Genomic DNA, 25,207 nt, shown 5'->3' on the forward strand with positions numbered 1-25,207 from the left:
CCAGGGGATTTGGGTTGGAGACCGGAATGCGAATATGGAGTTCTCCCGTCGGCGCAGCCACGCCCCGCCTGCTACGGGTTGCGCTGGTAATCTGTCTGCTGGCCGCAAGCCTGTTGATGGAGCGGCCGGCAATGGCGGCTGAGCAGGAGATGCGGTTTGTCGTCGTGCGCTCCAACCAGGCCGGGTGCGAGCCGACATGTCCGGAGTGGATTTCCGCCGCGGGCACCATCGGGCCGAAGACACCGGCCCTGCTGAAGGCAACCTTGAAGACGCTCGCAGGCCGCAAGCTGCCATTGGTCCTGCGATCGCCCGGTGGCGACATGGCGGCTGCGATGGCACTCGGCCGCCTCATCCGCAAAAGCAAACTGAGCGTGGCGGTGGGCACGACCGTTTTCTTCGGGTGTCAGCGCGATCAGAAGAACTGTACCGCAAACGACCAAAAGGGAGCCGCCTATATCGGCAAGGCCGTTTCGCTCGGAGCCTGCTCACAGGCATGTACGCTCGCCCTTGCGTCAGGCAGTCGACGGCTCGCGGGAGAAGGGACGATCGTCGAAGAGATTCCGATGGTGACTGGAAACGAAGCCAGCAGCAAAAAGCTGGCGGCCTACTATGATGAAATGGGCGTGCGCTACCAGATGCTGGCCGAGGGCCCGCGCGATGCGGCTGGCAATCCCGGTCTCTGGCAATTGTTCAAGGCCCTTCTGCTGACGAACACGCTGGCAGTGGACCAACTGGTCGATGCGCAGATTTGCAAAAGCACGCCTGCGCCCGACAATTGCCGCGTCTTCACCACGATGGATCTGGAGTAGCTGCGCCCAAATAATTGTCGGCCAGTCTCGGCCGTCGATCCGTCTCCCGCCAAGATCTCCGGGCGACGCACGCGGGTCTCCAGGCGGGCAAGGAGCGATGGTGGGTTGAGGTGGCAGCAAGCAATGGCTATGTGGTGCGTTCCGTACTCAACGAACCATAAGGCCAATCGGGATGATCCCAGCGTTTCTCGTTACCCATTCCGGTGGCTTCCATGCCGACGAGCTGTTGTCCACCGTCATTCTCACGCGGCTTTTCCCGCAGGCTCGCCTGATCCGCAGTCGGGCTCCGGAATGGATCAGGCCCGGTGCAGACCGTATCGTCTACGATGTGGGTGGCGAGTATGACGCCGCGGCCGGTATCTTCGATCATCACCAGCGCGGCGCGCCGCTGAGAGAGGACGGCCAGCCCTACAGTTCGTTCGGGCTGATCTGGAAGCACTACGGCCGCGACTATCTCGCCGCTTCAGGCGTTCCTGAAGACCATATCGAGGCGGTCCATGCGGCCTTTGATGCACGCTTCGTGCTTCCGGTCGACCTGGTGGATAATGGTGCGCTCGACCCTTCCGTTGCCGGGCCGCTCGCAGGGCTCACCCTGCCGGCGCTTTTGGAAACCTTGAAGCCGGTTTTCGACGAGGCCGGCCAGGAGGCTGACGAACGCGGCTTTCAGGCGGCCCTGGCGGTTGCCCGTGCGCTCGTCGAGGCCAGCGTCGCCCAGCGCGCCGCCAAGCTCAGAGCCGAGGCACTCGTTCTTCAGCAAATCGCCCGTGCCGGGGATGGTCGCGTTCTCGAGCTGCCGATGGGCATGCCCTTCCGTCCGGCCGTCGTGAAGTCCGGTGCCGATCACCTGTTGTTCGTCGTTCACCCGCGTGACAAAGACTGGTGCCTGACGGGCATCCGCAAGGCCGATGAGGGCTTTGAGCTTCGCGCAGACCTGCCCGCAGCCTGGGCCGGCCTGACCAACGGAGAACTGGAAGCGGCCTGCGGGGTCGCGGGCGCAAGCTTCTGCCACAATGGCCGCTTCATCGCGGCTGCCGCAACGCGCGAAGCTGCCCTTGCCATGGCCGCGTTGGCCGTCGCAGAGGCCACGTCGCTTGCAAGTGAAACCAAGGCGTAAGCCAGGACATGCCCTGCTTCGGGCCGGCGCTGCCCGGAATCGGCTGCACATGGTCCGACCGCGGCGCGGTCGGCCACAAGACGCAGCTTCGCGCTAGCTTTTGGCGAGCCCGCTACCCGCAGTCCTGATGAAATCGACGAAGGCGCGTAGCGCCGCCGGCATTTGCCGTCGGCTCGGATAGTATAGATAGAGGCCGCCGTAGTAGGGGCACCAGTCCTCGAGCACCCGAACAAGTTTTCCTTCGTCTATCAGCGACAGCACCTGATCCTCGAAGGTGAAGGTCACGCCGGCTCCGGCAAGGGCAGCGTCCACCATCATGTCCTGGTCGTCGACGATCAGGGGGCCGCTCACTTCGACCTGAAGTTCCACGCCGCCGCGCTCGAATTCCCATGCGTAAAGCCGGCCGCTGCCGAAGCGCAGTCCGACACAGGGGAGTTCCCTCAGGTGATCGGGAGCGGTCGGTTTTGGAAAGCGCTCGAAGAAGGAACGCGTTGCCACAATCGCCGTGCGCTGGCGCGGCCCGATCGGTACGGCAATCATGTCCTGCGCGATGACCTCGCCGAAACGAACGCCGGCGTCGAAACCCTCCGACACCATGTCGACGAGGTCGTTGTCGGTGACGATCTCGATGCTGATTTTCGGGTAGGCTTCGAGAAAGCGTGCGACCAAAGGCAGAAGCACCATCTTCGCGGAGGCGCGCGCCGCATTGAGTTTCAAGCGCCCGACAGGTGTGCCCCGGAAGTTGTTGAGGTCGTCAAGCGCATCCTCGATGTCGCGGAAGGCGGGGGCGACGCGCGCGAGCAGAAGTTCGCCCGCTTCCGTCAACGCGACGCTGCGGGTCGTTCGGTTGAAGAGGCGGAGATCGAGCCGCTCCTCAAGTGCCTTCAGGGCATGGCTGAGTGCCGATGGCGTGCAGCCGACCTCGTCAGCGGCGCGGCGGAAGCTTCGGTGCCGGGCCAAAGCCAGGAAGGAGGACAGGTCGGAAGGCGATACGGTTCTCATTGATGAATCTTACTCATCAGCTCAAGGAGAATCCAGTCGATTATCTCAGCAGATGGAGCGCGGTAAAACCTTCTCAGCCGCCGACGATGGAGCGGCGAAACAAACAGGAGGTTCACATGCATACATGGTTCGTTACCGGGGCATCCCGTGGATTTGGCGCCCTCATTGTGGAAAAGGCACTCGCCAAGGGCGATCAGGTCGTCGCGACGGCGCGCAATCCGAAGGCGATCGCCGAGCGTTTCGGCGAGCAACCCAACCTTCTGGCCGTAGCGCTCGATGTTACCGACGAGTCCCAGGCGCATCAGGCCGTCGGGCAGGCGATCGCCCGCTTTGGCCGGATCGATGTTCTGGTCAACAATGCCGGCTACGGACTGCTCGGTGCGGTCGAAGAGGCAAGCGGTGCCGAGATCGAGGCCCTGTATCGCACCAACGTCTTCGGCCTGCTGGCCGTCACCCGTGCCGTGCTGCCGCACATGCGCCGCCAGCGTTCGGGACGCATCCTGAACTTCTCGTCGATCGGCGGCTATCGCAGCGGCCCTGGCTTCGGGGTCTATTGCTCGACGAAGTTTGCCGTTGAAGGCCTGACCGAAGCGCTCGCAGCAGAGCTTGCCCCGCTCGGTATCCATGCGACGGCGATCGAACCCGGTTACTTCCGCACCGACTTTCTCGAGTCGACCTCACTCGGCATCAGCCCGATCGAGATCGAGGACTATGCCGAGACGGCCGGCTTCGTTCGCAGCAAGGCGAAGGAGATCAGCCATAACCAGCCGGGCAATCCCAACAGGCTGGCAGAGGTCTTGATCTCGTTCGCTGATGCCGAAAATCCGCCGGTGCGGTTGCCGCTTGGCAGCGACACGGTGGCCGCGATCGAAGCCAAGCACGCATCGGACGCAGAAATCCTTGCCCAATGGCGTGCCGTGTCCCTCTCGACCGACTTTGAACCGGCCGCATAAGCGTCGAGGAGCGGCGGTCGACCGTTCCCTCAGAGGCCCCGCCATCGTGCGGGGCCTTCTCGTTGGCTGAGCCAACCTCGGTCCGCGCTGTCGCAGCTCACTCAACCGTTCAACGCTGCGCGTCTTCCGCATGCTTGGATCCCGTAGGTCTTGTCGCCAGCCAGAAGAGCAGCGAGGTAAGGCTGATCGCCGCGCCCATCAGGCAGACGCCGTTCCATCCCGCATGCGTATGGGCGACCGTGGAGAGAGAGGATCCGATCGCGCTGCCGAGCGAATAGAAGAGCATGTAGGCTGCCGTCAGTCGGTTCTGCGCTTCCGGACGGACGCGATAGATCAGGGCCTGGTTGGTCACGTGGACCGCCTGGAGCCCGAAGTCGAGGACGAGCACACCGGCGATCAGCCACAGGATCGAGTGATGCAGCAATGAGATCGGCAGCCATGCGATGAGCATAAGCGCGAGTGCAATCCCCGTCGTCGCCTGGCCAAATCCGCGATCGGCCCAATGGCCCGCACGAGAAGCGGCCAAAGCCCCGGCGATCCCTGCCAGACCGAAGAGGCCGACCTCGGTATGCGACATGGAGAAGGGCGGTGCGCTCAGCGGCAGGACAAGCGGGGTGAGCAGGGTCGTCACGTTCGCGAAGATCAGCATGGCGATCACGCCGCGGGTGCGCAGCACCGGCTCTTCCCAGATCAGCTTGAAGGTGGAGCCGACAAGGCGGGGGTAGCTGAGCTTGCTCGTTTCCCGTCTCTGGTGCGGCAACAACCTGTACAGCAGGCCGGCGATCAAGAGCGTTGCGACACATGATGCAAGATAGACCGATCGCCAGCCGGAGAGATCCGTCAGAAGGCCTGCGACGGTGCGTGCGGAGAGGATGCCGATCACGATGCCGCTGGTGACAAACCCCACCACCCGGCCACGTTCCGATGGTTGGGCCAGGCTGGCCGCATAGGCGACCAGGGCCTGTGTCAGGACGGCAAGCATGCCGACGGCTGCGATCGAAGCCATCAGCATTTTGGCGTTGGCCGAAAGGGCGACGAAGCTGAGCGCGACCACGGAAAGCAGGGATTGAATGATGATGACCTTGCGGCGATCGAAAAGGTCGCCAAGAGGAACAAGCAGGACCAGGCCGAGCGCGTAGCCGATTTGCGTCGCGCCGACGATCAAACCGGCGCGGGTTTGCGAAAGGTCGAGATCGGCCGCCATCACATCCAGCAAGGGGTGGGCAAAATAGGCATTGGCGACCGCAAGGCCAGAGGCGAGGGCGAAGAGTGTCATCATCGGGCGCGTCAACGGCGACATTGTCGTCTTGCTGGCGTTTGGGCGCGCAGCGTCGTTTGCGGCGTCGATCGACGCCGCAGCAGCTCTACCATCCATTGGACTTCTTCCTTATTTCGGTTTAATAATGAAACCAAATTTATGGATACCGATTTGGTTTCATAATGCAACCAAAATCTCGTGGCCGCGAGAGAGGAGAGTTCGTATGGTGGCGCGCAGAAGCCTCAAGGGAGACTACTGCCCCAGTGCGCGATCTCTGGACGCGATCGGCGACTGGTGGTCGCTGCTGATCGTGCGCGATGCGTTCGACGGATTGAGACGCTTCAGCGACTTTCAGAAAAGCCTCGGCATTGCCAAGAACATCCTGACGGAGCGCCTGCGCACGCTCGTCGATCGCGGCATTCTGGAGACGGTTCCCGTCGGCGAGGCGAAAGCGCGGGTCGAGTATCAATTGACGGCGATGGGCCGGGACCTCTTTCCTGTGATGGTCGCCTTGCGCCAGTTCGGCGAAAGGCACCTCTTTCAGCCCGGCGAAGAGCATTCCCTGCTGGTCGAAAAGGAAACCGGACTACCGGTGAAACTCGACATCCGCACACAGGACGGCAGGCCGATCGAGGCCGCCGAGACGGTCCTGATCAAGGTGCCCGAAGACAGCGGCGAACCGATCTAACTTTAGACGAATATTCAGTTTTCTCTGCTAGCTTGCTGGAGTCCTTCCGCAGCCGGGGAAATTGGTAATGAGCGTTGTCACGCTAGACCAGGTAGAGAACCAGATCGCGCGCGGCTTTCGTTATCTGCAATTCTCGCCGGAGATCGAGGCGCTGTTCCGCAAGGAATATGCGGCCGAACGTGTGCGGCTCGCGGTGATCTGGGGCGTGATCGGTGTCTTCATTTACGATCTGGTCTACTTCGGCGATCGCACGATGCTGCCCGATGTGTTCAGCGAGCTGCTCGTCGCCCGCTTCCTGGTGTTCACGCCTTTCGTCATCGGCTGTATCCTGGCCGTGCGCCGTTGGCCGAATGCGCTTCTCTACGACGTTCTGGCGGTGGCGATCGCGGTGCTGGGCGTCACCCTGCCGATGGCGGCGGCCACGCAGAGCGCCAGCTCCTACCTCTTCGTCTATCAGAACGGCAATTCCGCCGCCTTCCTGTTCTTCGTCATCGCGCTGCGGCCGCGCTTCTTTTCCGTCGTGATCGGGCTCGCGCTGATGTGCGCTTCCCATTTCACCACCACGCGCCTGACCGGCGCCTTCGACGATGTCACCTATTCCGGTATCATCACCTTCTATTTGACGCTGTCGATCTTCCTGGCGGTCAGCGCCTATTTTTTGGAGCAGAAGGACAGGCAGAATTTCCTCAACCAGTTGAGGGGCAGCCTTCTCTACCGCCAGCTTGAGCGCAATGCCGAACGGGATGAACTGACGGGACTGTTGAACCGCCGCTCGCTGGCGCGGGTTGGCGAGATGCTGTGGAACGACGCGCCTCGCCTGGCGCCGGTTTCGGCGATCCTGCTGGATATCGACCACTTCAAGCGGTTCAACGACGTTCACGGCCATATCGAGGGCGACGCCTGCATCCGCGCCGTCTCGCAATGCATGCGCGACACCGTGGATGAGGCCTCCTTCGTCTTCCGCTTCGGCGGTGAGGAGATGCTGGTGCTCGTGGCGGATCGGGAGCCGCTGCAGGCGCTGGCGATGGCCGAGCGTATCCGCTCGGCGATCGAACGGCTCGACATTGCACATCGCGGACTTGGCAATGGGTGCGTGACGGCAAGCCTGGGCGTCGCTGCGGCGCTTGCGACTGAGACGACGCTTGAAAAGCTGCTGCAAAAGGCGGACGGCGCCCTCTACGAGGCGAAGCACATGGGTCGCAATACCGTCGCGTTGGCTGGCGCGCCGAAGGCCGGCGCGCAGGTCGCCTGAGACACGGGGATTACCGCTCAGCCAATGATCGCCTTCGGCTCGAGAAAGGCTTCGAGGCCGAAGGGTCCGAATTCGCGACCGATGCCGGAATGCTTGAAGCCACCGAAGGGAGCCTGGGCATCTGCCGGCGCCTCGTTGAGGACCACGCGACCGGCCTCGAGTTGGCCGGCCACGCGGCGCATGCGTTCCACATCGGTGCCGAGAACGTAGGATTGCAGGCCATAGTCCGTGTCGTTGGCGATGGCGACAGCCTCGTCTTCGTTGCGATAGGAAAGAACGCTGAGGACGGGGCCGAAGATTTCTTCCCGCGCGATCCGCATGTCGTTGGTGACATCGGTGAAAACGGTGGGGCGGACGAACCAGCCACGACCGAGCCCTTCCGGGCGACCTTCGCCGCCTGCCAGCAGCTTTGCTCCGTCCTCCTGACCGAGACGAATATAGGACTGGACGCGCTGCCATTGTCTGGCGCTGACCATCGGGCCGATATCCGAGGTCGGGTCGCTCGAAGGGCCGATCTTCAATGCCGAGACGGCGGTGGCGAGACGCGAGGTCACTTCCGCTAGCCTCCGCTCCGACACCAGAAGCCGGGTGCCGGCAATGCAGGCCTGGCCGCTGTTGCGGAAGGCGGAAGCAAGCACGTGCGGAATGGCGTGATCGAGATCGGCATCGTCGAGCAGGATCTGCGGCCCCTTGCCGCCGAGCTCCAAGGTCACGCGCTTGAAGCTTTCCGCAGCGGTTCGAAGGATCGTCTTTCCGGTGGTGGTCGAGCCGGTAAAGGTGATCTTGGCGATACCAGGGTTCTGGCTGAGCTCCGCGCCGACGACATGACCATAGCCGTTGACGACGTTGAGTACGCCGCGCGGCAGGCCGGCTTCGTGCAGCGCTTCCAGCAGCGTCTGGGTCTGGATGGCGCTCATTTCCGACGGCTTGATCACGATCGTCGTGCCGGCCGCAATTGCGGTGGCGAGCTTGGTGCAGATGAAGCCGATGTTGCTGTTCCAGGGGGTGATGGCGGCGGCAACCCCAACCGGTTCCATGACGACCGCGGCGTTGCCGATCTGCCGGGTAAAGGTATAGCCAGCCACGGTCTTCGCGGCGACCTCGAAAACGTGAGAAGCATGCGGCACCGAGAAAGCGAGGAAGGACTGCGGTGCGCCGTACTCGGTCGCCATGGCCTCATGCAAGGCATCGGCGTGCGCTGCGACCGCGTCGCGCAGCGCTTGCAGCATGGCGATGCGCTCGGCTGGTGTCGTGTGCCGCATGGCCGGGAAGGCGCGCTTGGCGGCTGCGATCGCCGAGCGGGCGTCTTCCGCGTCACCGAGGCGGACCTCGCCGATCTTCTCTTCGGTGGCGGGATTGAAAAGCTCGAAGCGCTCGCTGCCCTCAGGGGTCACGAAAGCACCGTCGACATAGATCTGCTCGATTATCTTCATCGTTCGGTTTCCTGTTGTGATGAAGGGGATATGCGCCGGAAGGGTCGCCAGGATAAGATCATCAATCATAGACAGGTTGATGAGGAAAATAGCGCAATGAGACCCAGTCTGTCCGAACTCGAGGCGGTGACGACGATCGCGCGGCTCGGCGGTTTCCGCGCCGCTGCCCGCGAACTCGGCGTGTCGTCCTCTGCGCTCAGCCATGCCGTGTCGGCGCTGGAGGAGCGGCTGGATGTCCGTCTGTTCAACCGGACAACCCGGTCGGTGGCACTCACTGCGGCGGGCGAGGCCTTCGTGGCCGAGGTTCTGCCGGCTCTCGCCGCGATCGACGGTGCCGTCGAGAGGGTGACGGAATCCCGGGCGCGGCCGACCGGGACGCTTCGGCTGAACACCTCGCCCGGGGCGGCACGCATGGTACTGCAGCCGCTGCTGATGGAATATCTCCGGCGTTTTCCGGACATGGCGGTGGAGGTAGCGACCGACAACGCGCTGGTGGACATCGTCGCCCTAGGCTTCGATGCCGGCTTCCGGCTGACAGACGCAGTGCCGCCGGACATGATCGCAGTGCCAGTCACGCGCCAGTCGCGCATGATCGTCGTCGGGTCGCCGGATTATTTCCGTGAGAGGGCGGCGCCGCTGCGACCAGCCGATCTCATGAACCACACTTGCATTCGGGCGCGCATGGCGAGCGGCCGGATCTATCACTGGGAGTTCTCGCGTCATGGCGAAAGCGTGGAGATCGATGTGCCCGGACGGGTCATTCTGGACGAGAGCGGGTTGATGCTCGAGGCGGTACTGTGTGGCGCAGGGCTGGCCTATCTCTCCGACTATGCGGTCCAGGAGCACGTCGCTGCCGGACGGCTGGTGCGGGTTCTCGATGAGTGGACGCCACCCTATGACGGCCTGTGCCTCTATTTCTCCGGCCGGCGACACGTGCCGGCAAAACTCCGGGCGTTGATCGAACTCGTCAGAGAGTTGCGTGTCGAGGGCGGGGAGATTGGTGGCGCCCTTGAGTCTCGACACCGAAAGTGAGACGAACCGGACAGGTTGGGCGCTCGACTGCCGTTTCGTTGGCCATGGCGAGAAACCGGAAAAACCGCCATGTTCGCCATCCCTGCCGCGTCCGGTTGACACGGTTCGCGCTCAGATGGGTAATCGTCCTCGGAGCGAAAAGTTCCGCTTCTGCAACGGGATACGGTCTCCGGCCAAGGACGCTCAGGCTCGGCGGCGAGGCGTCGAGGCAATTGGCTGGAAAAATAACATGACTATTACAGACAAGTTTATTTACGCGTGCTAAGAGACGTCGCGTTCGTTTGGCCATCCGGTCCACCGATCGCGTCGCGGCAGGCAGTGCGAACGACGCTGGACGCCACATCAAAGTTGTTTTGTTCGGATCAGACGCCTTGGTCGACATGGAAACGCGCCATCAGGTCTATTTCGCCAATCGTACCGCTTTGGTCGCCTATGCGACGCGCATCGTCGGGTCGCGTGAGACGGCCGAAGACATCGTGCAGGAGGCGTTCATCCGCTTCGCGCCGGCCAATACCGACAATGGTTCCCAGGGCCTCTCGCCTGCCTATCTCTACAGAATCGTCCGCAATCTGTGCCTCGATCTTCTCAAGCGTCGGAAGATAGAGGCGCGGGAGGAACAGGACGAGCCCCAGTTCTGGTCGATGCCGATCGAGATGCCGACGCCCGAAGACATCGCTGTGGTGACCGACGAGATCCGGCGCATTTCAGGCGTCCTCGACGATCTTCCCACGGACGTTCGTGTTGCCCTTGAGATGCACCGCTTCGGTGGATACACCCTGGAAGAAATCGCCGCCCACCTGAACATCTCGGTCGCAACCGTACATCGCCATGTTCGCACCGCCATGATGCGGGTGGCGACAATTCTGGCGGGCGATGCCTCCTAGAATTTTGAGCCGGCGTGAAAAAAAATCCGCAGTAATTCGTCTTTGTGACAGACCGAATGATTCCGCTTGTGCATGTTTCCTTGAATCGTACCCGATTAAAGGATGAAAACATGCAGCAATTCAAAGTGCTACAGCGACCTTTGCGCGTCTGATAAGACGCGCGGCGCTGTAGTGTCTCGTCGAACACGTAACCAGCAGGCAGAGCTTTGACCAAGGACAACCACATACCGGAGGTGTTGCTCGAAGAGGCCATGGACTGGTTCCTCGAACTGAAGGCGCGTCCGAACTGTCGGGAGACGGAAGCCGCGTTCCGCACTTGGTTGGGCAGGTCGGAACTGCATGTCCGATCCTGGGAGACGGCATTGAAGACCTGGCAGCTGCTGGGAGAAGTGCCGCCGGTTCATGAGCATCTTTGGCGCGGGGCGACACCGTTGGTTTTATCGGCGGCAACCACCCGCCAGCCGAAGCGTTGGGCGGCCAGAACCTTAGCTGCCGGCACCGCAGTGATGGCGCTTGCCGCCTGCCTGGTGCTGTTCGTCGCGCTCCCGTCGCTGCTGGTGTGGTGGCAGGCCGATCATGTGACCGAGACCGCACAGAGCAGGACGATCACGCTGGAGGACGGCACAACTATTCAGATGGGCGGCGGCAGCGCCATCGCCACCGCGATCAACACCGCGGCCCGGCACGTCCGGCTTCTCAAGGGCGAGGCCTATTTCGATGTTGCGCGCGACCCGTCGCGTCCCTTCGTCGTCGATGCCGGCGGCGTGGAGGTTTCGGTTCTCGGCACCTCTTTTGACGTGCAGCTTGCGAGTACGGAGACGACGGTCGAGCTCGCCCACGGCACGGTGGCCGTTTCGTACAGTGGGGAAAATCATAAGCAGAATTTCGAACTCGCGCCGGGAGAAATGGCGACGGTGGCGCATGCGACGGGTGCTGTCACCCGAAGCGCGATCGCGACCGAAGAGATCGGCGCCTGGCGCAGTGGCAAGATGTTCGTCAACAACGTCACCGTTGCGGCTGCCGCCGAGCGGCTGCAACGTTACCATTCCGCCTGGATCTCCATCCCGCAATCCGAACTCGCGGCGCGACGGGTGACGGGCGTCTATGATCTCACGGATCCCGATCACGCTCTTCAGGCATTGGTTCAGCCGTTTGGTGGCAAGGTGCGCGAGGTGACATCCTATGGCCGCGTTCTGACGCAATTTTAATTTGGACTCAAAAATTCAAGAAAAAATCGCGGACCGGTGAAAAAAAATCCGGAGCCCGTCGTCTTTGGTCCGAAGCGCCTGCCGAGAGGCAGCGCGCGGATCATCGAGACGGGGGTAAAATGAGTTCGACGAAATGCCGCAAGGGACATCTTTCTTTCAGCGCAGGATATAGCCATGCAGGACTGCGCCTGCTGACAACGACGGCGATCGTCGGGCTTTCCTCCCTTGCCTTCATGCCCCTTTCCGTCGCCTCCGCCCAAGAGACGACATCGCGTGTCAGCACGGCCCGCACGTTCGACATTCCGTCGCAACCGCTGGCGGGCGCATTGAATGCTTTTGGCCGGCAATCCGGCCTGCAGGTGACCCTGGCTGCAGCGACGTCGAAGGGCATTCGTTCGACCGCTGTCAGCGGCACGCTGGAGCCGCAGCAGGCCCTGGCACAGCTGCTGTCGGGCACCGGCATCTCCTACCGGGTATCGGGCGGAACGGCGCTGATCGGCTCGGCCACGGCGGCCGGCAGCAGCGAGGGCGTGGATGCATCCGGCGCCACGGTTCTCAACCCGATTTCCGCCTTTGGCAGCGGACCGCTCGGCGCCGGCGAGATCGTCATCTCGTCGGAGGACCTGAAGCTGAAGAACCCCGCCAACATTGCCGACGTCTTTTCAGGGGAGCCGGGCATCGCCGTCGGCAGCTCCTTGCCGATGTCGCAGAAGGTCTACGTTCATGGCATCGAGGAAACGAGCCTTGCCGTGACCATGGACGGCGGCCGCCAGAACAACAAGGTCTTCCACCACAATGGCACGAACCTCATCGATCCGGGCCTCCTGAAGGCCGTCAGCGTCGATGCCGGCGTTGCCCCGGCCGATGCCGGCCCGGGGGCGCTCGCCGGTGCGATCGCCTATGAGACGATTGATCCGCGCGATCTGTTGGATGCCGACGCTTTCGGTGGCTTCGTTACATCCAGCTATAATTTCAACAGCGACACGGTGACCACGGGGCTCTCCGCCTATGGCATGCATGAAGGGCTTGAGTTCCTCGGCTACTTCAACTTCGGCAATGGCAACGATTTCACCGCGGGTAACGGTAAGGAGGTTGAAGGCACCAGCACCAATCTGCTGAGCGGCCTCGGCAAGCTCGCCTACGAGTTCGAGAGTGGCGACCGTTTCGAGATCAGCCACGACCGTATCAACGACGATGCGCCACGGCCGTTCCGCGCCAATGTGGGTTCGATTTCGAACCCCAAGCCGTGGGAGCCGCGCATCCGCGACTATACGCTCGACCGGCAGAACACCGTCTTTACCTATACCGACAGCACGCCGGAGGGGTGGTGGGACCCGAAGCTCCTGCTTGCCTACAGCAAGACAGAGGTCGATCTGCCGATCTTCCCGAAGCCGGGACCGGGCGTTCCGAAGACCTATGACGCCATCGGCACGTCGGATAGTTTCAATGGCAAGTTCGAGAACAAGTTCTCTTTCGATATCGGCAATGTGATCGCGGGCATCGACTTCTACAGCGACAAGGCGGAGCTTGAGGATCTCTACGATCCCGGTACCGAGAAGGCGCGCAATGTCGGCATTTACGCGCAGGCGAGGCTTGAGCCTTGGGAGAGGACGCGCCTTTCCTTTGGCGCAAGAGGGGACAACCAGCACTTTACCGGAACAACGGGCGAGAAATGGACCAACTCGGGCTTCAGCGGCAACGTCTCGGGCGAATATGATCTCATCGAGGATCTTCTGACGGCCAAGGCCGGGTATTCGCATGTCTGGGCGGGCATTCCGCTTGCCGAGAACTTCATCATCAATCCCAACTGGGACTATGGCAACGGTCCGAAGCCGGTAACGGCAGACAATTACGTCTTGGGATTGGAGGCCAACTACAACGGCTTCATAGTCGAGGGCAGTGTCTTCCAGACCGATCTCGATGATGCGCGCGCACCGCGCTTCCGGGCAGACCTCGGCATCGCCGCCCATGATGTTCGCTCGCGCGGCTTCGAGATCGGTGGCGGCTACAATTGGGGCGATGGCTATTTCAAGGTGAAATACGCCAATATCGACGTCGAGATCGACGGCAAGCCTGCCGATTCCGACCTCGGCACCTATCTCGCAGCACCCGCAGGCCAGATCATCACGCTGCAGGCGATCCACACGCTGGCCGACTGGGGCGTCACCTTCGGCGCCGACGCCGAGATTGCGCTCGACTACGACGACGTCGCCGCCGGCAGCAAGCCTTTCGAGGGCTACGAGGTCTTCAACGCCTTTGTCGAATATGTACCGCCGCAACGGCCGAACCTGACGCTGCGCGCCGAACTCAAGAACATCTTCGACGAAACCTATTCGGACCGGGCGACCTACGGCCAGGAGTTCGGGAACGTGACGCCGCTCTACGAGCCCGGCCGTTCCTTCATCCTGACCGCAAGAGCGACTTTCTAGGCCGACGGTTCACGATCGCGGCTGCCGTGTCCTCCCCACGGCGGTCGCCCGAGACGCTCAGGCGGTCATCCCGGGCCGACTGGGCAACAAAAAGCCTGATGACAGGAGTTCCAGATGCAAGAAGCGACCACCCACTTTGCAACGGACGACGGCCAGAAATACCTGACGCAGCTCTGCAAGCACTTCGCCCACAAGATCGACGTCGAGCAGACGGGCGATCGCGCCGAACTCCGGTTTTCCTGCGGGACCGGCTATCTCCAGGCCACACCGGATGGCCTGAGCATCCGCGCCCGCTCGCCTGGCGAGGCCGATCTCGACGATACGAAATCGGTCATCGAAAGCCATCTTCTGCGCTTCGCGTTCCGCGAGCAGCCGGGATCGCTCCACTGGCAGGCCGCCGGCTGAGCGCCACGGGCTGACAACGCTCTCAATAAGAAAATTCAATGTGTTGGTCGAAAACGTCCAACGCCATTGCGCGGCTATGCGTCGCGTGCCGAGGATCGACAGGATGCAATCGTCTAGGCAAATCGCAGAAATCGCCACCTTTCAAAGCTTCGCCAACTGCTATCTACGCGAAGTGAACCCGGGTATCCGGGTCATGCATCGAACCGTCGGCGGCGCTTTCGACTGTGTGGAATGGTCGCTCCCGAGGCAGCACATGATCCTGCGCGTCGAGGTGATGTCGCCGTCCCTCTGCGGCCCGCATCATTTCGGCCGGGTCTGGGGCAGGGGCGGTTCCGACGGGACATGGCGCCAGATCGAACTGATATCGGCGCTGCACATCCTCATCCACGAGTGCTACCGCCAGGGCGATGAAAACCAGGCGGATGCCTTGCGCGGCTTCGAACTCGAACTGCTGATGCGGGTCCTCGAAAGCTATCAGCAGACCGCACTCTATATCGACAAGGCGGAGCCCGAGCCGGCAGAGGGCGGCCATTTCATCGAGGCGGAGCAGTCGCTCGTCTTTGGTCACTGGCAGCATCCGACGCCGAAGAGCCGGCAGGGCATGACCTACTGGCAGCAGGAATCTTACGCGCCGGAACTGCGCGGTACGTTCAAGCTGCACTATTTTGCCGCCAAGGCTGAGTGTGTGCGGCAGGCGTCCGCCCGTTCGACGGCGGCCCACGAAATTGTCCGTTCGCTGTTGGGGCCGGATGCGGATGGCGTCACGCTCGGTAACGATGAATGCCTGCTGCCGATGCATCCGCTCCAGGCGGAAGCGCTGCTGCTTGATCCCGACATCCGGTCAATGCTCGAGAAGGGGCAGTTGCGCCACCTGGGCCCCGCCGGCCCTGCCTTTACGGCGACCTCATCGGTACGCACAGTCTATGACGCCGATGCCGACTGGATGCTCAAGTTTTCCCTGCCCGTCCGCATCACCAATTCCGTGCGTCTGAACCGGCGCCAGGAACTCGAGGCGGGCGTCGCCATGGCGAAGCTCCTCGATCGCATCGGGTTTGCCGCGCGGTCCCGCAACTTCCGGATCATCCAGGACCCCGCCTATATAACGCTCGACCTGCCCGGCCGGAGCGAAAGCGGCTTCGAAGTCATCCTGCGGGAGAACCCGTTTTCGGGCGCAAAGGGCAGGGGCGTCGTGACGGTTGCCGCCCTGACGGCCGATCCGCTCCCGGGCGAGGGTTCGCGCCTGGAACGCCTTGTCCGAGCCCTCGCCGCGCGCACGGGCGAAAGCCTGCCGGATGCGGCCCTGCTGTGGTTCCGCCACTATCTCGACTGCGCGGTCGAGCCTTTGATCCGCCTTTATGACGACTATGGCATCGCGCTCGAGGCGCACCAGCAGAACAGTCTGCTGGACATCGCCAACGGTTATCCCTCTGCCAGCTATTATCGCGACAATCAGGGCTTCTATCTCTCCGAACGCTATCGCAGCCTGATCGTCAGCCATGTTCCCGAGACGCAAACGATCGCCTCACTCTATTATGCCGACAGCGAAATCCGCGACCGCTTCGCCTACTACCTGATCGTCAATCAGGTCTTCTCGGTCGTCAGTCGCATGGGCCATGACGGCGTCTGTGACGAGAGCCTGCTCTTGCGCGAACTGCGCCTGCATCTCGAAGGTTATGCCGCCCGCATGACCGGAGCCGGACGCGAATTCGCGCGTCATGTCCTCGACCTGCCGACGATCGCCTCCAAGGCCAATCTGACGACGCGCCTCTATGACGTAGACGAGCTGCAATCCAATCACGCGCCGACGCTGTATCGCCCCGTGCCAAACCCGTTGCGGGCGCCGGCAGTCCTGACAGCGCCGAGGACCGATCATGCCATTGCCTCTTGATCTCAAGGGACGGCCGGACGAACGCGTGCTTCGCCAGCTCGCCGCCGCCCTCCTATACGAAGACATCGTCGATGCCAGTGAGCACGCCCACGGGGATGCGGTCGATTTTTCTTGGTCGCTCGGCGGCCGGGATTTCCGGTGCCGCGGCGCCATTGGCCCCTTTGGACGGCTTCGCTTGATGCCGGGTTCGGTGGAGATGCGCGAAGGCGCGGACAGCTGGGTCGCGCCGCCGCTGGCGCAACTGGTTGCCGCCTTGCCGGGCAGCGGCCCGACGCGCGGAAAGCTGCTCGACGAGCTCACGCAGACGATCGCCTTCTGCCAGTGGAACGAACGTCACCTCCCTGCGCGGTCGCGGCGCACGATGTCCTTAGCCGAACTGGAAGGCGCACTTGATGAAGGGCATCCGTACCATCCCTGCTTCAAGGCGCGCACGGGCTTTTCCTTCGCAGACCATGCGGCCTACGGACCGGAAACGGGCCGGGCATTCCAGCTCGTCTGGCTGCTGGTGGCACGCAAACATCTTCACCAGGCAATGCCCGGCGGCGAGGGTGCCTTCTGGCGCGTGGAACTCGGACATGAGGTGTGGGCCGAGCTGCTCGCGAAGCAGCAGCAACGCGGCGTCTCGCCGGAAGATTTCGGGCTTGTCCCGCTGCACCCCTGGCAGTGGCGCGAACTGCGCGAAACTGAGCTTGCCGGTTGGATCGCATCGGGGGACATCCATTATCTGGGGCCGGCCGGCGACCGCTACACGGCAACACAGTCGGTGCGCTCGCTGCTGAACCAGGACAGGCCTCTTGCGGCAAGCATCAAGCTGCCGCTCAACATCGTCAACACCTCGTCGCGGCGGACGCTTGAGCCGCATTCGGTCTGCACGGCGCCGGTGATCTCGCGCTGGATTGCCGGGATCGTCGAGAGCGATCCGGCCTTTGGCGAATGCTATCCGCTCACGATCCTGCAGGAATATGCCGGGATTATCGCCGGTCGCGACGGACCTTTGGCGGGCCAAGTGGCGGCGATCTGGCGCGAGAGCGCTGAAGCCACCCTTGCAACGGGCGAGGCTGCCATTCCCTTCAATGCCCTGATGATGATCGAGGCGGACGGACGCCCGTTCGCCGACGGCTGGATCCGCCGTTTCGGCCTCATGCCGTGGATCAACCGGTTGACCGAGATCGCCATCCTTCCGGTCTGGCATCTGCTCGTCCATCATGGCCTGGCGGTCGAGGCGCACGGGCAGAATATGCTGCTCGTTCATCGCGACGGCTGGCCGGTCAGGCTCATCCTGCGCGATTTCCACGAGAGCATCGAGTTCTCGCCGGGCTTTTTGCGCGAGCCGGAAAAGGCGCCGGACTTCCTGGCACTGAACCCAGTCTACCGTGATGCCGAGCCGGACCAGTTCTACTGGACGGACAATCTGGATTCGCTGCGCGAATTGGTGATGGACACGCTGTTCGTCTACAATCTCAGCGAGATCTCCCATCTTCTCGACCACTGCTACGATCTGCCGGAAACGCTTTTCTGGCAGCGGGTCCAAACCGTGCTTGCGTCCTATGAGAGCGAGCATGGGGCGACCGAGCGGCTGAGCCAGCTCGGCTGTGGCCAACCCCGCATTCTCACCGAATCCCTGATGACGAGGAAGCTCCTCGCGCTCAAGCCCGAATACCACCACACGGTGCCGAACAGCTTGGCCGCGAAAGCGCTTCAACGAAGGAGAAAGTCATGATCCGCATCGATGACAGGCTCTACGACGAGTCCTATTTCAGCGAAACATCGGCACGATTGGCCGCCGAGATCGGCCTCTCCGACCGTGACACCGGCCGCTACGCCGTCTGCTTTCCGGAAACCGTCGACTGGCTGGCGCTGTTTTTCGCCATCCGCAAGGCGGGTGCAAGCGTGCTGCCGATCCATCCCGGAACGCCCTATCCGGGCGCACGCAAGCTCGCGATCGGCGCCGGTTGCGACCGGCTGCTCTATAACAGCCTGACAGCCGAAGTTCTCCAGAAGCCCGAGCTGGGGTCGCCGCAGGGCACGCTGTTGCAGATGAGTTCCGGGACGACAGGCGCGCCGAAATGCGTGGCGCGAAGCTGGGCGGAAGTCGACGCCGAAATCGAAAGCTATGTTCGCACGTTCCGCCAGCCGGAGGGCATGACGCCGGTCATCGCCTGCCCGACCACCCATTCCTACGGGCTGATCTGCGGCATTCTGGTGGCGCTGAAGCGCGGCCAGACGCCCGTGATCGTCAACACCGGGAACCCGAAATATCTGCTGAAGGTGCTGCGCGAAACGGAGCGGCCGTTGCTCTATTCGTCGCCGGCGATCCTGCACACGCTTGCGCGGCTTCTGCCCCAGGGCGAACAGATCCACGCGACGATGACGTCCGGCACCCTGCTCCCCGATCCGTGGTTTGCCGATATCCGCGCCAAAAGCCGGTTCATGTTCCAGCAATATGGCTGCTCCGAATCCGGCTGCATCGCCATCAATCCGGATGTCGCCGCCGCTGGCGACATGGGCTTCGTGCTGCCGCATCTTTCCCCGGAAACGGGCAGCAGTTTCGAAGACGCCGGAGAGATTGTCGTCAGGAATGGCGATGGCGCGCCGATCCACACGCGTGATCTCGGCTACCGCCGCGCCAACGGCATGCTGGTCTTCGTCTCCCGTCTGGACGACATGATCAATGTTTCCGGCCTCAACGTCTACCCGAAGGACGTGGAGGATGCGGTCATGGCCATGCCCGCGATCACCGATGCGGTCGCCTTCCGCAAGAACGACCGTTTTGCCGGGGAGCGCGTGGCGCTGCTCTTCAGCGCCGATGTACCGGTGGCGCCGCAGGCCGTGCGCGAATGGTGCAGCCGCCAGCTCGCCGGCCACCAGTTGCCGATGGAGATCCTGCAGGTCGATGCGGTTCCGCGTCAGGCGAACGGCAAGATCAGCCGGCGGGACGTGGCGGCGCGCCATCTGGCAGGGGAGTTCAACAGGCCAATGGCGGGAGCTGCATCATGAGCGAGAACGAAATCCTGGCGGCAATCGAGACTGTCCTCACCGAAAAAATGGCACATGGGCACATGGAGGGGTTCGGCCCGGATGCCCGCCTCAACGAAGACCTCTATCTCGATTCCGTCCTGATCCTGGAGATCTTCCTCAATCTCGAACTTGAATACGGGCTATCGGTGCCAGAGGAGGCGATCGCGAAACAGGAGATCGAGACGGTCGGCGATCTCGTCTTGCTCTATCTGCTGAAAACGACGGCTACCGTCGTACCGGCCTTTCCGCTCACGGGCGGGACGACCGACGAGGGCGTTCATGGCGAGGCCTACTACGACATCAAGGTTCATTGCTTCGTCAGCTGCGTTTCCGATGGATTGAAGCGAAACGGGCTGGACCAGCGGCCGTTCTATTTCGGCGTCTGGGACGCGAAGTTTGCTGTCAGCGAACGCTTCGAGCTTCTCTATCACGCACCCGACATTACCCAGGAGTTCTTCCGCGGCTGGTTCGAGCGGCTCTACGGTGTCTCCGTCGTCGAATGGTACGATCCGGCGCGCACCAAGCTCGACAACCTTGCAGTGCTCCTCGGTCTTCTCAAACAGCGCAGCGAAACCGGCTCGGTCATGGTCATGCTCGACATGTTCCATCTGCCGGAGCGCGAGAACAAGTTTAATCAGAACCCGTTTCCGCACTATCTCATGCTGCAGGAGACCGCCGATCCCGAGACCTGGTTCGTGCACGACCCCGACTATCGCTGGGAAGGCGAGATCGCCAAGGAAAAGGTCATTCACGCGATCATGCAGCCGACAGTCGGCGGCGGCTATGTCTTCGATAATGCCGAAGCGCGCGCGCCACACGCGGAAGACCTGAAAGCCTATTTCGAAGCGTGCTTCATTCGTGACCGGAACCCGCTTGTCGATGCCGTCCGCGAAATCGTCACCGCGCACCTCGACGAACGAGACGGGCTCACGCTCTCGAATCTTGGTGCCGCGGTGCGCGAACTGCCCGTCATCACTATCCGCAAATATGCCTATGAGCACGGCTTTGCCTTCTACTGGCGGGCACTGAAGCTACCGGCGGCGGAATTCGAGAAATGGTGCGAGGAAATCGAGGCGCTGGTTCAGGCGCTGAAGACCCTGCACTACGCCTGCATGAAGCTGGCCCAGACGGGAAATCGCGCCCTGGCCGGAGCAGTCTTCGAGCGCCTCGACGAAGCGGACCGGTTGGAGACGAAGCTTAAGGCAAAGCTCGCCGAGGTCTTCGATCTCTGGTCCGCCCTCGTCCTACCCGCAGAAGTTCCCCCATTGAAGAGGGTCGCGCGATGAGAGTTTCGCTCTGCACCATCACCTTCCGGCATCACCTCATCTCGCTCGACGAGATCGCCACCTGGGCCGAGGCGAACGATTTCCAGGGCATCGAACTCTGGGGCGCGCATGCACGCAACCTGGCGCCACGGGTGGACCGCAACGCCGAGTGGCTCGACGGCTACGGCCTGTCCGTGCCGATGATCAGCGACTACTTGCCGCTTGATGGCGATACCGAAGCGTTGCGGCACAAGACGGTGGAGCTTTGCAGGCTTGCCCGCCGTTGGCGCACCCGCAAGATCCGCACCTTCGCCGGAAGCCGCGGCAGTCTGGCCGTCGGGGCGGACGAGCGGCAACGGATCGTCGCTCGGCTGAAGGAGATCTGCGAGATCACCGCCAGCTACGGCATTCAGCTGCTTGTCGAGACGCACCCGAAGACACTGGCCGACACGGCGGCCTCGACCATGCAACTGATCGAAGAGGTCGACCATTCCCATTTCGCAGTTAATTTCGACACGCTGCATGTCTGGGAGGGCGGTGACGATCCGGTTGCGGTCCATCGGGCCATGAAGCCGCACATCCGCCACTACCACCTGAAGAACATCGTTAGCCGGGCGGATCTCACCGTCTTCGAACCGGCCAATGTCTATGCCGCCGCCGGCAACAGGCGCGGCATGACACCCTTGTTCGAGGGAACCGTCGACTACGATCGATTCCTCCGGGAGATTTCCGGCGATCCGCTGGCCGATGCGTCGCTAGAGTGGTTCGGCAATGATTGCCTGGACACCCTAAGGCGCGACCGCAGGCAGGTGCGCCAGGCGATCGAAGGCGGCGAGCGCCCGTTGCTGACGGCAAACGTCTAGGAACGTGTGCAGAAAAGCCTTCGCGGCGGACTCGGCAGTCCGGCACGAAAGTGAGTAGAACACCGCGCTTTAATCGAACAGCGCGGTGTTCGATGGAGAAGGGCGAAAGTCGGCTGTGTCAGCCGTCCTTGTAGTAGTAGCTGTAGCCGTTGAGCGCCGGCGCGCCGCCAAGATGAGCGTAGAGGACGCGGGATCCTTCGGGGAAGAAGCCCTTGCGGGTGAGATCGATCAGCCCCTGCATGGATTTACCCTCATAGACCGGATCGGTGATCATCGCTTCGGTGCGGGCCGCAAGCCGGATCGCCGCGTTCGTTTCCTCGGATGGTACGCCATAGGCGGGGTAGGCGTAATCGGGATTGATGACGATCTCGTTTTCGCGGATCGCCCGGTTGAGCCCGACCAATTCGGCTGTGGAATCGACGATGTTGCGGACCTGGGCGCGGGTTTGCTCGAGCGTGCCCGATGCGTCGATGCCGATCACCCGCTCGGCCCGGTCCTGCGCCGCAAAACCGACGATCATGCCGCCCTGGGTCGAACCGGTGACCACGCAGACGACGATGTAATCGAAGGTGAAGCCGAGTTCCTTCTCCTGTTCCGCGACCTCTTCGGCAAAACCGACATAGCCGAGCGCGCCATATTTGTGCACCGAGGCGCCGGCCGGAATCGGATAGGGTTTGCCGCCCGCATCCTTCACCGACTGGATCGCGTCCTCCCAGCTCTTGCGGATGCCGATGTCGAAGCCGTCATCGACCAGCCGGCTGTCCGCCCCCATCAGCCGCGTCATCAGGATGTTGCCGACACGATCATAAACAGCATCATAGTGCGGCACCCATTTTTCCTGGATCACCACGCATTTCATGCCGATCTTCGCTGCGGTCGCAGCGACCATGCGGGTGTGGTTCGACTGCACGCCGCCGATCGAGACCAGGGTGTCAGCGCCGGAGGCGATCGCATCCGGAACGATGTATTCGAGTTTCCGGAGTTTGTTGCCGCCCATGGCAAGACCGGAATTGCAGTCTTCGCGCTTGGCATAGATCTCGACTTTTCCGCCAAGTGCTGCCGTCAGCCGCGGCAGATGCTCGATCGGCGTCGGGCCGAAGGTGAGCGGGTAGCGTTCGAACTTTTCGAGCAGTGACATTGATCCAGGCCTCCGTGTGGAAATTGTAGGCAAAGGATAGGGGAAGATGCGTGAAAGGTGCTCTCTAATTTCCTGTTCTGGTTTTTTGCAGATGAGATAGAGTTCTCAAACGATTTCGTTGTTCTTCAAGATTGTGGCTCAGAAATGAAAGATTCTTCCAACGAAGATTTCGACAGGATCGACATCAAGATCCTGCGCGCCCTGCAATCAGAGGGCCGGCTGACAAATGCTGACCTGGCCGAGCGGGTGAATGTCAGTCCGGCCACCTGCCACCGGCGGACGCAAAGGCTGTTCGACGAGGGTTACATTACCGGCGTTCGGGCGGAAATCGCACCCGCTGCCGTCGGTCTCGGCGCTTTGGTGATGGTCGGCGTGGTGCTCGACCGTTCGACGCCCGAAAGTTTTGCGGCCTTCGAAGGCGCGGTGATGGAGATGAAGGAAGTGCTCGACTGCAACCTGGTCGCCGGCGATTTCGACTATCTCCTGAAGATCCGCGTCCGCGACATGGCCGATTTCAACAAACTGCACGGCCTGAAGCTGATCGCCTTGCCCGGAGTGCGCCAGACCCGGACGTTCTTCGTGATGAAGGAAGTCAAGGAGAACGCGCGGCTGCCGTTCTGACGGCCGTCATACGGTTGGCCGCCCGCGCAGGAAGGTGCGCGCGGCTCACCTGTCTCGATCGAGAAGGATGCGGCCGGCTTGACGCAGTCCGCCTAGACCTGGACGAAATGGTCCTCGGCGACCTGTTGATAGCGCCGCTCGACCGGAACGTAGTCGGGCGCGCGCAAGGGGCTTTTGAGCTCGTCGCTCGCAACGCCACGGCGCGTGTGGCGGCGGGTCGGGTCGGCGATCGGGACGGCGGCGATCAGCTTCCCGGTATAGGGGTGCTGCGGGTTTTCGAACACCTGTGCGCGTGAACCGATCTCGACGATTTCGCCGAGATGCATGACCGCCACACGGTGGCTGACGCGCTCGACGACCGCCATGTCGTGCGAGATGAACAGGTAGGCGAGGCCGAGGCTCGCCTGCAGGTCGAGCAGCAGGTTGATGACCTGCGCCTTGATCGAGACGTCGAGTGCGGAAACGGATTCGTCGGCGACGATCACCTTCGGGTCGAGCGCCAAGGCGCGCGCGATGCAGACGCGCTGGCGCTGGCCGCCGGAGAATTCATGCGGGTAGCGCGCCGCCATGTCGGGTTGCAGGCCGACGCGTTCGAGCAGGTCGGCAATCCTCTCGCGGGCCTGGCGTGGCGTGCCGAGCTTGTGTTCGAGATAGGGCTCGGCAATGGCCGCCCCCACCGTCATGCGCGGATTGAGGCTCGCGAAGGGATCCTGGAAGATCATCTGCATGGTGCGGCGCATTTCGCGCAAGCTCTTGCGGTCCATCGCCAGCACGTCCTTTCCGTCAAGCATCACCGAGCCGCTTTCCGGTTCGATCAGCCGCATGATCGCGCGGCCGGTCGTCGATTTGCCGCAGCCGGATTCGCCGACGAGCGACAGCGTCTCGCCCGGCTGCAGGCTGAACGAGACGTCTTCGATCGCGTGCACGCGGCCCTTGAGCTTGCCGAGCAGGCCCGCATGGATGTCGAAGCGCTTGACGAGGTTCTTCACCTCAAGGATCGGCTTGCGGTCGGATTGAACCGTGTCGGTCGCTTCAGCCACGGTACCCGGAAGACCGGTTGCCGCATCGATGACCGGAAAGCGCATAGGCTGGGGCTCGCCCTTCATCGCCCCGAGCATCGGCACTGCCGAAAGAAGCGCGCGGGTATAGGGATGTTTCGCCCTGAGGAAGATGTCTTCCGTCTTGCCGGTCTCGACCGCGTCACCGCGGAACATCACCACGGTGCGATCGGCGATCTCGGCGACGACGCCCATGTCGTGGGTGATGAACAGCACCGAGGTGCCTTCCTCCTCCTGCAGCACTTTGATCAGGTCGAGGATCTGGCCCTGGATGGTGACGTCGAGCGCCGTCGTCGGCTCGTCGGCGATCAGGAGCTTCGGACGGCTTGCAAGCGCCATGGCGATCATCACGCGCTGGCGCATGCCGCCGGAGAAGCGATGCGGATACTCGTCGAAGCGCGAGGCGGCCGAAGGGATACGGACCTTTTCCAGAAGGCGAATGGTTTCTGCTCTCGCCTCCGCCTTCGACATCGGGCTGTGGCAAAGCAGGGCTTCGGAGATCTGGTCGCCGATGGTGAACAGCGGATTGAGGCTGGTCATCGGCTCTTGGAAGATCATCGCGACGTCGTTCCCGCGCACATGACGCATCTCGGATTCGGGCAGGTCGAGGATGTTGCGGCCGCCCATCATCACCCGGCCCTCGACGCGGCTCGTTTCCTTCTGCAAGAGCCGCATGATCGAGAGCGAGGTGACGCTCTTGCCCGAACCGGATTCGCCGACAATCGCGACGGTCTCTCCCGGCGCCACCTGGAAGGAGATGTCGCGCACGACGGGCTTCCATGCGCCATCGACCAGGAACGAAGTCGTCAGGTTCTCGACGGAAAGAACAGGCGTCGTCGAGCGGGCCTCTGCGATTGCGGTGTCGGTCATGTCGGCTCCTCCGCCTGTT

General features: G+C 62.6%; 21 protein-coding genes. 16 read left to right on the forward strand and 5 right to left on the reverse strand.

Features of this window, described 5'->3' with window-relative positions:
• The first annotated feature begins 26 nt into the window (after positions 1–26).
• Positions 27–809: a hypothetical protein gene (locus IB265_RS36980; protein ID WP_246806070.1), complete on the forward strand. Its 783-nt coding sequence runs from the start codon at positions 27–29 to the stop codon at positions 807–809.
• A gap of 172 nt (positions 810–981) precedes the next feature.
• A complete protein-coding gene (locus tag IB265_RS28205; protein ID WP_192495502.1) occupies positions 982–1,923 on the forward strand; it encodes an MYG1 family protein in 942 nt (313 codons plus the stop codon).
• A gap of 93 nt (positions 1,924–2,016) precedes the next feature.
• On the opposite strand, the gene IB265_RS28210 is transcribed toward IB265_RS28205, so the two are convergent.
• Positions 2,017–2,925, reverse strand: coding sequence for a LysR family transcriptional regulator (locus IB265_RS28210; protein WP_057255282.1), 909 nt, complete (start codon positions 2,923–2,925; stop codon positions 2,017–2,019).
• Between the two features lie 116 nt (positions 2,926–3,041).
• Here IB265_RS28210 and IB265_RS28215 point away from each other — a divergent pair, with 116 nt between their 5' ends.
• Complete coding sequence (locus tag IB265_RS28215; RefSeq protein ID WP_192495503.1) at positions 3,042–3,878, forward strand: oxidoreductase; 837 nt, start codon at positions 3,042–3,044, stop codon at positions 3,876–3,878.
• Between the two features lie 109 nt (positions 3,879–3,987).
• Here the strand turns inward: IB265_RS28215 and IB265_RS28220 are convergent, their stop codons facing one another.
• On the reverse strand, positions 3,988–5,253 hold the full coding sequence (locus IB265_RS28220; protein WP_192495504.1) for an MFS transporter: 1,266 nt from the start codon (positions 5,251–5,253) through the stop codon (positions 3,988–3,990).
• Between the two features lie 106 nt (positions 5,254–5,359).
• On the opposite strand from IB265_RS28220, the gene IB265_RS28225 reads away from it, so the two are divergent.
• The gene (locus tag IB265_RS28225) at positions 5,360–5,824 is read left to right on the forward strand and encodes a helix-turn-helix domain-containing protein (RefSeq protein ID WP_112996477.1); all 465 of its coding nucleotides are present in this window, start codon (positions 5,360–5,362) and stop codon (positions 5,822–5,824) included.
• Between the two features lie 67 nt (positions 5,825–5,891).
• Positions 5,892–7,076, forward strand: coding sequence for a GGDEF domain-containing protein (locus tag IB265_RS28230; protein WP_112996476.1), 1,185 nt, complete (start codon positions 5,892–5,894; stop codon positions 7,074–7,076).
• 17 nt (positions 7,077–7,093) lie between these two features.
• On the opposite strand, the gene IB265_RS28235 is transcribed toward IB265_RS28230, so the two are convergent.
• A complete protein-coding gene (locus IB265_RS28235; RefSeq protein WP_112996475.1) occupies positions 7,094–8,509 on the reverse strand; it encodes an aldehyde dehydrogenase family protein in 1,416 nt (471 codons plus the stop codon).
• Positions 8,510–8,605: 96 nt separating this feature from the next.
• On the opposite strand from IB265_RS28235, the gene IB265_RS28240 reads away from it, so the two are divergent.
• From IB265_RS28240 to IB265_RS28285, 10 genes are all read left to right on the forward strand, one after another.
• The gene (locus IB265_RS28240; RefSeq protein ID WP_112996474.1) at positions 8,606–9,541 is read left to right on the forward strand and encodes a LysR family transcriptional regulator; all 936 of its coding nucleotides are present in this window, start codon (positions 8,606–8,608) and stop codon (positions 9,539–9,541) included.
• Positions 9,542–9,921: 380 nt separating this feature from the next.
• Complete coding sequence (locus tag IB265_RS28245; RefSeq protein WP_112996531.1) at positions 9,922–10,425, forward strand: RNA polymerase sigma factor; 504 nt, start codon at positions 9,922–9,924, stop codon at positions 10,423–10,425.
• Between the two features lie 206 nt (positions 10,426–10,631).
• Positions 10,632–11,633, forward strand: coding sequence for a FecR family protein (locus IB265_RS28250; RefSeq protein WP_112996473.1), 1,002 nt, complete (start codon positions 10,632–10,634; stop codon positions 11,631–11,633).
• Positions 11,634–11,752: 119 nt separating this feature from the next.
• Complete coding sequence (locus IB265_RS28255; RefSeq protein ID WP_112996472.1) at positions 11,753–14,062, forward strand: TonB-dependent receptor; 2,310 nt, start codon at positions 11,753–11,755, stop codon at positions 14,060–14,062.
• A gap of 114 nt (positions 14,063–14,176) precedes the next feature.
• The gene (locus IB265_RS28260) at positions 14,177–14,467 is read left to right on the forward strand and encodes a DUF2218 domain-containing protein (RefSeq protein WP_058330038.1); all 291 of its coding nucleotides are present in this window, start codon (positions 14,177–14,179) and stop codon (positions 14,465–14,467) included.
• Between the two features lie 103 nt (positions 14,468–14,570).
• On the forward strand, positions 14,571–16,355 hold the full coding sequence (locus IB265_RS28265) for an IucA/IucC family siderophore biosynthesis protein (protein ID WP_112996530.1): 1,785 nt from the start codon (positions 14,571–14,573) through the stop codon (positions 16,353–16,355).
• On the forward strand, positions 16,339–18,075 hold the full coding sequence (locus tag IB265_RS28270) for an IucA/IucC family siderophore biosynthesis protein (RefSeq protein WP_112996471.1): 1,737 nt from the start codon (positions 16,339–16,341) through the stop codon (positions 18,073–18,075). The genes IB265_RS28265 and IB265_RS28270 overlap by 17 nt, the downstream gene beginning before the upstream one ends.
• Entirely contained in the window at positions 18,072–19,352 is a 1,281-nt protein-coding gene (locus IB265_RS28275) for an AMP-binding protein (protein WP_112996470.1), read from the forward strand. The genes IB265_RS28270 and IB265_RS28275 overlap by 4 nt, the downstream gene beginning before the upstream one ends.
• A complete protein-coding gene (locus IB265_RS28280; protein ID WP_112996469.1) occupies positions 19,349–20,659 on the forward strand; it encodes a DUF6005 family protein in 1,311 nt (436 codons plus the stop codon). Before IB265_RS28275 ends, IB265_RS28280 begins: the two co-directional genes overlap by 4 nt.
• Positions 20,656–21,501, forward strand: coding sequence for a sugar phosphate isomerase/epimerase (locus IB265_RS28285; protein ID WP_112996468.1), 846 nt, complete (start codon positions 20,656–20,658; stop codon positions 21,499–21,501). Before IB265_RS28280 ends, IB265_RS28285 begins: the two co-directional genes overlap by 4 nt.
• Before the next feature lie 118 nt (positions 21,502–21,619).
• Here the strand turns inward: IB265_RS28285 and IB265_RS28290 are convergent, their stop codons facing one another.
• On the reverse strand, positions 21,620–22,639 hold the full coding sequence (locus IB265_RS28290; protein WP_112996467.1) for a 1-aminocyclopropane-1-carboxylate deaminase: 1,020 nt from the start codon (positions 22,637–22,639) through the stop codon (positions 21,620–21,622).
• A gap of 144 nt (positions 22,640–22,783) precedes the next feature.
• Here IB265_RS28290 and IB265_RS28295 point away from each other — a divergent pair, with 144 nt between their 5' ends.
• Entirely contained in the window at positions 22,784–23,260 is a 477-nt protein-coding gene (locus IB265_RS28295; protein WP_057255298.1) for an Lrp/AsnC family transcriptional regulator, read from the forward strand.
• A 92-nt stretch (positions 23,261–23,352) separates the two neighbouring features.
• Here IB265_RS28295 and IB265_RS28300 read toward each other — a convergent pair whose 3' ends face one another.
• On the reverse strand, positions 23,353–25,188 hold the full coding sequence (locus tag IB265_RS28300; protein WP_057255299.1) for an ABC transporter ATP-binding protein: 1,836 nt from the start codon (positions 25,186–25,188) through the stop codon (positions 23,353–23,355).
• Between the last annotated feature and the right edge of the window lie 19 nt (positions 25,189–25,207).

Source organism: Ensifer sp. ENS10 (genome assembly GCF_014852025.1).
In the GTDB taxonomy this organism is placed as follows: domain Bacteria; phylum Pseudomonadota; class Alphaproteobacteria; order Rhizobiales; family Rhizobiaceae; genus Ensifer.

Coding starts and splice junctions, on each gene's coding strand:
- IB265_RS28210 (WP_057255282.1), bottom strand. CDS start 2,925: ATGAGAACCGTATCGCCTTCCGACCTGTCCTCCTTCCTGGCTTTGGCC.
- IB265_RS28220 (WP_192495504.1), bottom strand. CDS start 5,253: ATGGATGGTAGAGCTGCTGCGGCGTCGATCGACGCCGCAAACGACGCT.
- IB265_RS28285 (WP_112996468.1), top strand. CDS start 20,656: ATGAGAGTTTCGCTCTGCACCATCACCTTCCGGCATCACCTCATCTCG.
- IB265_RS28280 (WP_112996469.1), top strand. CDS start 19,349: ATGAGCGAGAACGAAATCCTGGCGGCAATCGAGACTGTCCTCACCGAA.
- IB265_RS28215 (WP_192495503.1), top strand. CDS start 3,042: ATGCATACATGGTTCGTTACCGGGGCATCCCGTGGATTTGGCGCCCTC.
- IB265_RS28235 (WP_112996475.1), bottom strand. CDS start 8,509: ATGAAGATAATCGAGCAGATCTATGTCGACGGTGCTTTCGTGACCCCT.
- IB265_RS28260 (WP_058330038.1), top strand. CDS start 14,177: ATGCAAGAAGCGACCACCCACTTTGCAACGGACGACGGCCAGAAATAC.
- IB265_RS28240 (WP_112996474.1), top strand. CDS start 8,606: ATGAGACCCAGTCTGTCCGAACTCGAGGCGGTGACGACGATCGCGCGG.
- IB265_RS28265 (WP_112996530.1), top strand. CDS start 14,571: ATGCAATCGTCTAGGCAAATCGCAGAAATCGCCACCTTTCAAAGCTTC.
- IB265_RS36980 (WP_246806070.1), top strand. CDS start 27: ATGCGAATATGGAGTTCTCCCGTCGGCGCAGCCACGCCCCGCCTGCTA.
- IB265_RS28255 (WP_112996472.1), top strand. CDS start 11,753: ATGAGTTCGACGAAATGCCGCAAGGGACATCTTTCTTTCAGCGCAGGA.
- IB265_RS28225 (WP_112996477.1), top strand. CDS start 5,360: ATGGTGGCGCGCAGAAGCCTCAAGGGAGACTACTGCCCCAGTGCGCGA.
- IB265_RS28230 (WP_112996476.1), top strand. CDS start 5,892: ATGAGCGTTGTCACGCTAGACCAGGTAGAGAACCAGATCGCGCGCGGC.
- IB265_RS28275 (WP_112996470.1), top strand. CDS start 18,072: ATGATCCGCATCGATGACAGGCTCTACGACGAGTCCTATTTCAGCGAA.
- IB265_RS28295 (WP_057255298.1), top strand. CDS start 22,784: ATGAAAGATTCTTCCAACGAAGATTTCGACAGGATCGACATCAAGATC.
- IB265_RS28270 (WP_112996471.1), top strand. CDS start 16,339: ATGCCATTGCCTCTTGATCTCAAGGGACGGCCGGACGAACGCGTGCTT.
- IB265_RS28205 (WP_192495502.1), top strand. CDS start 982: ATGATCCCAGCGTTTCTCGTTACCCATTCCGGTGGCTTCCATGCCGAC.
- IB265_RS28300 (WP_057255299.1), bottom strand. CDS start 25,188: ATGACCGACACCGCAATCGCAGAGGCCCGCTCGACGACGCCTGTTCTT.
- IB265_RS28245 (WP_112996531.1), top strand. CDS start 9,922: ATGGAAACGCGCCATCAGGTCTATTTCGCCAATCGTACCGCTTTGGTC.
- IB265_RS28290 (WP_112996467.1), bottom strand. CDS start 22,639: ATGTCACTGCTCGAAAAGTTCGAACGCTACCCGCTCACCTTCGGCCCG.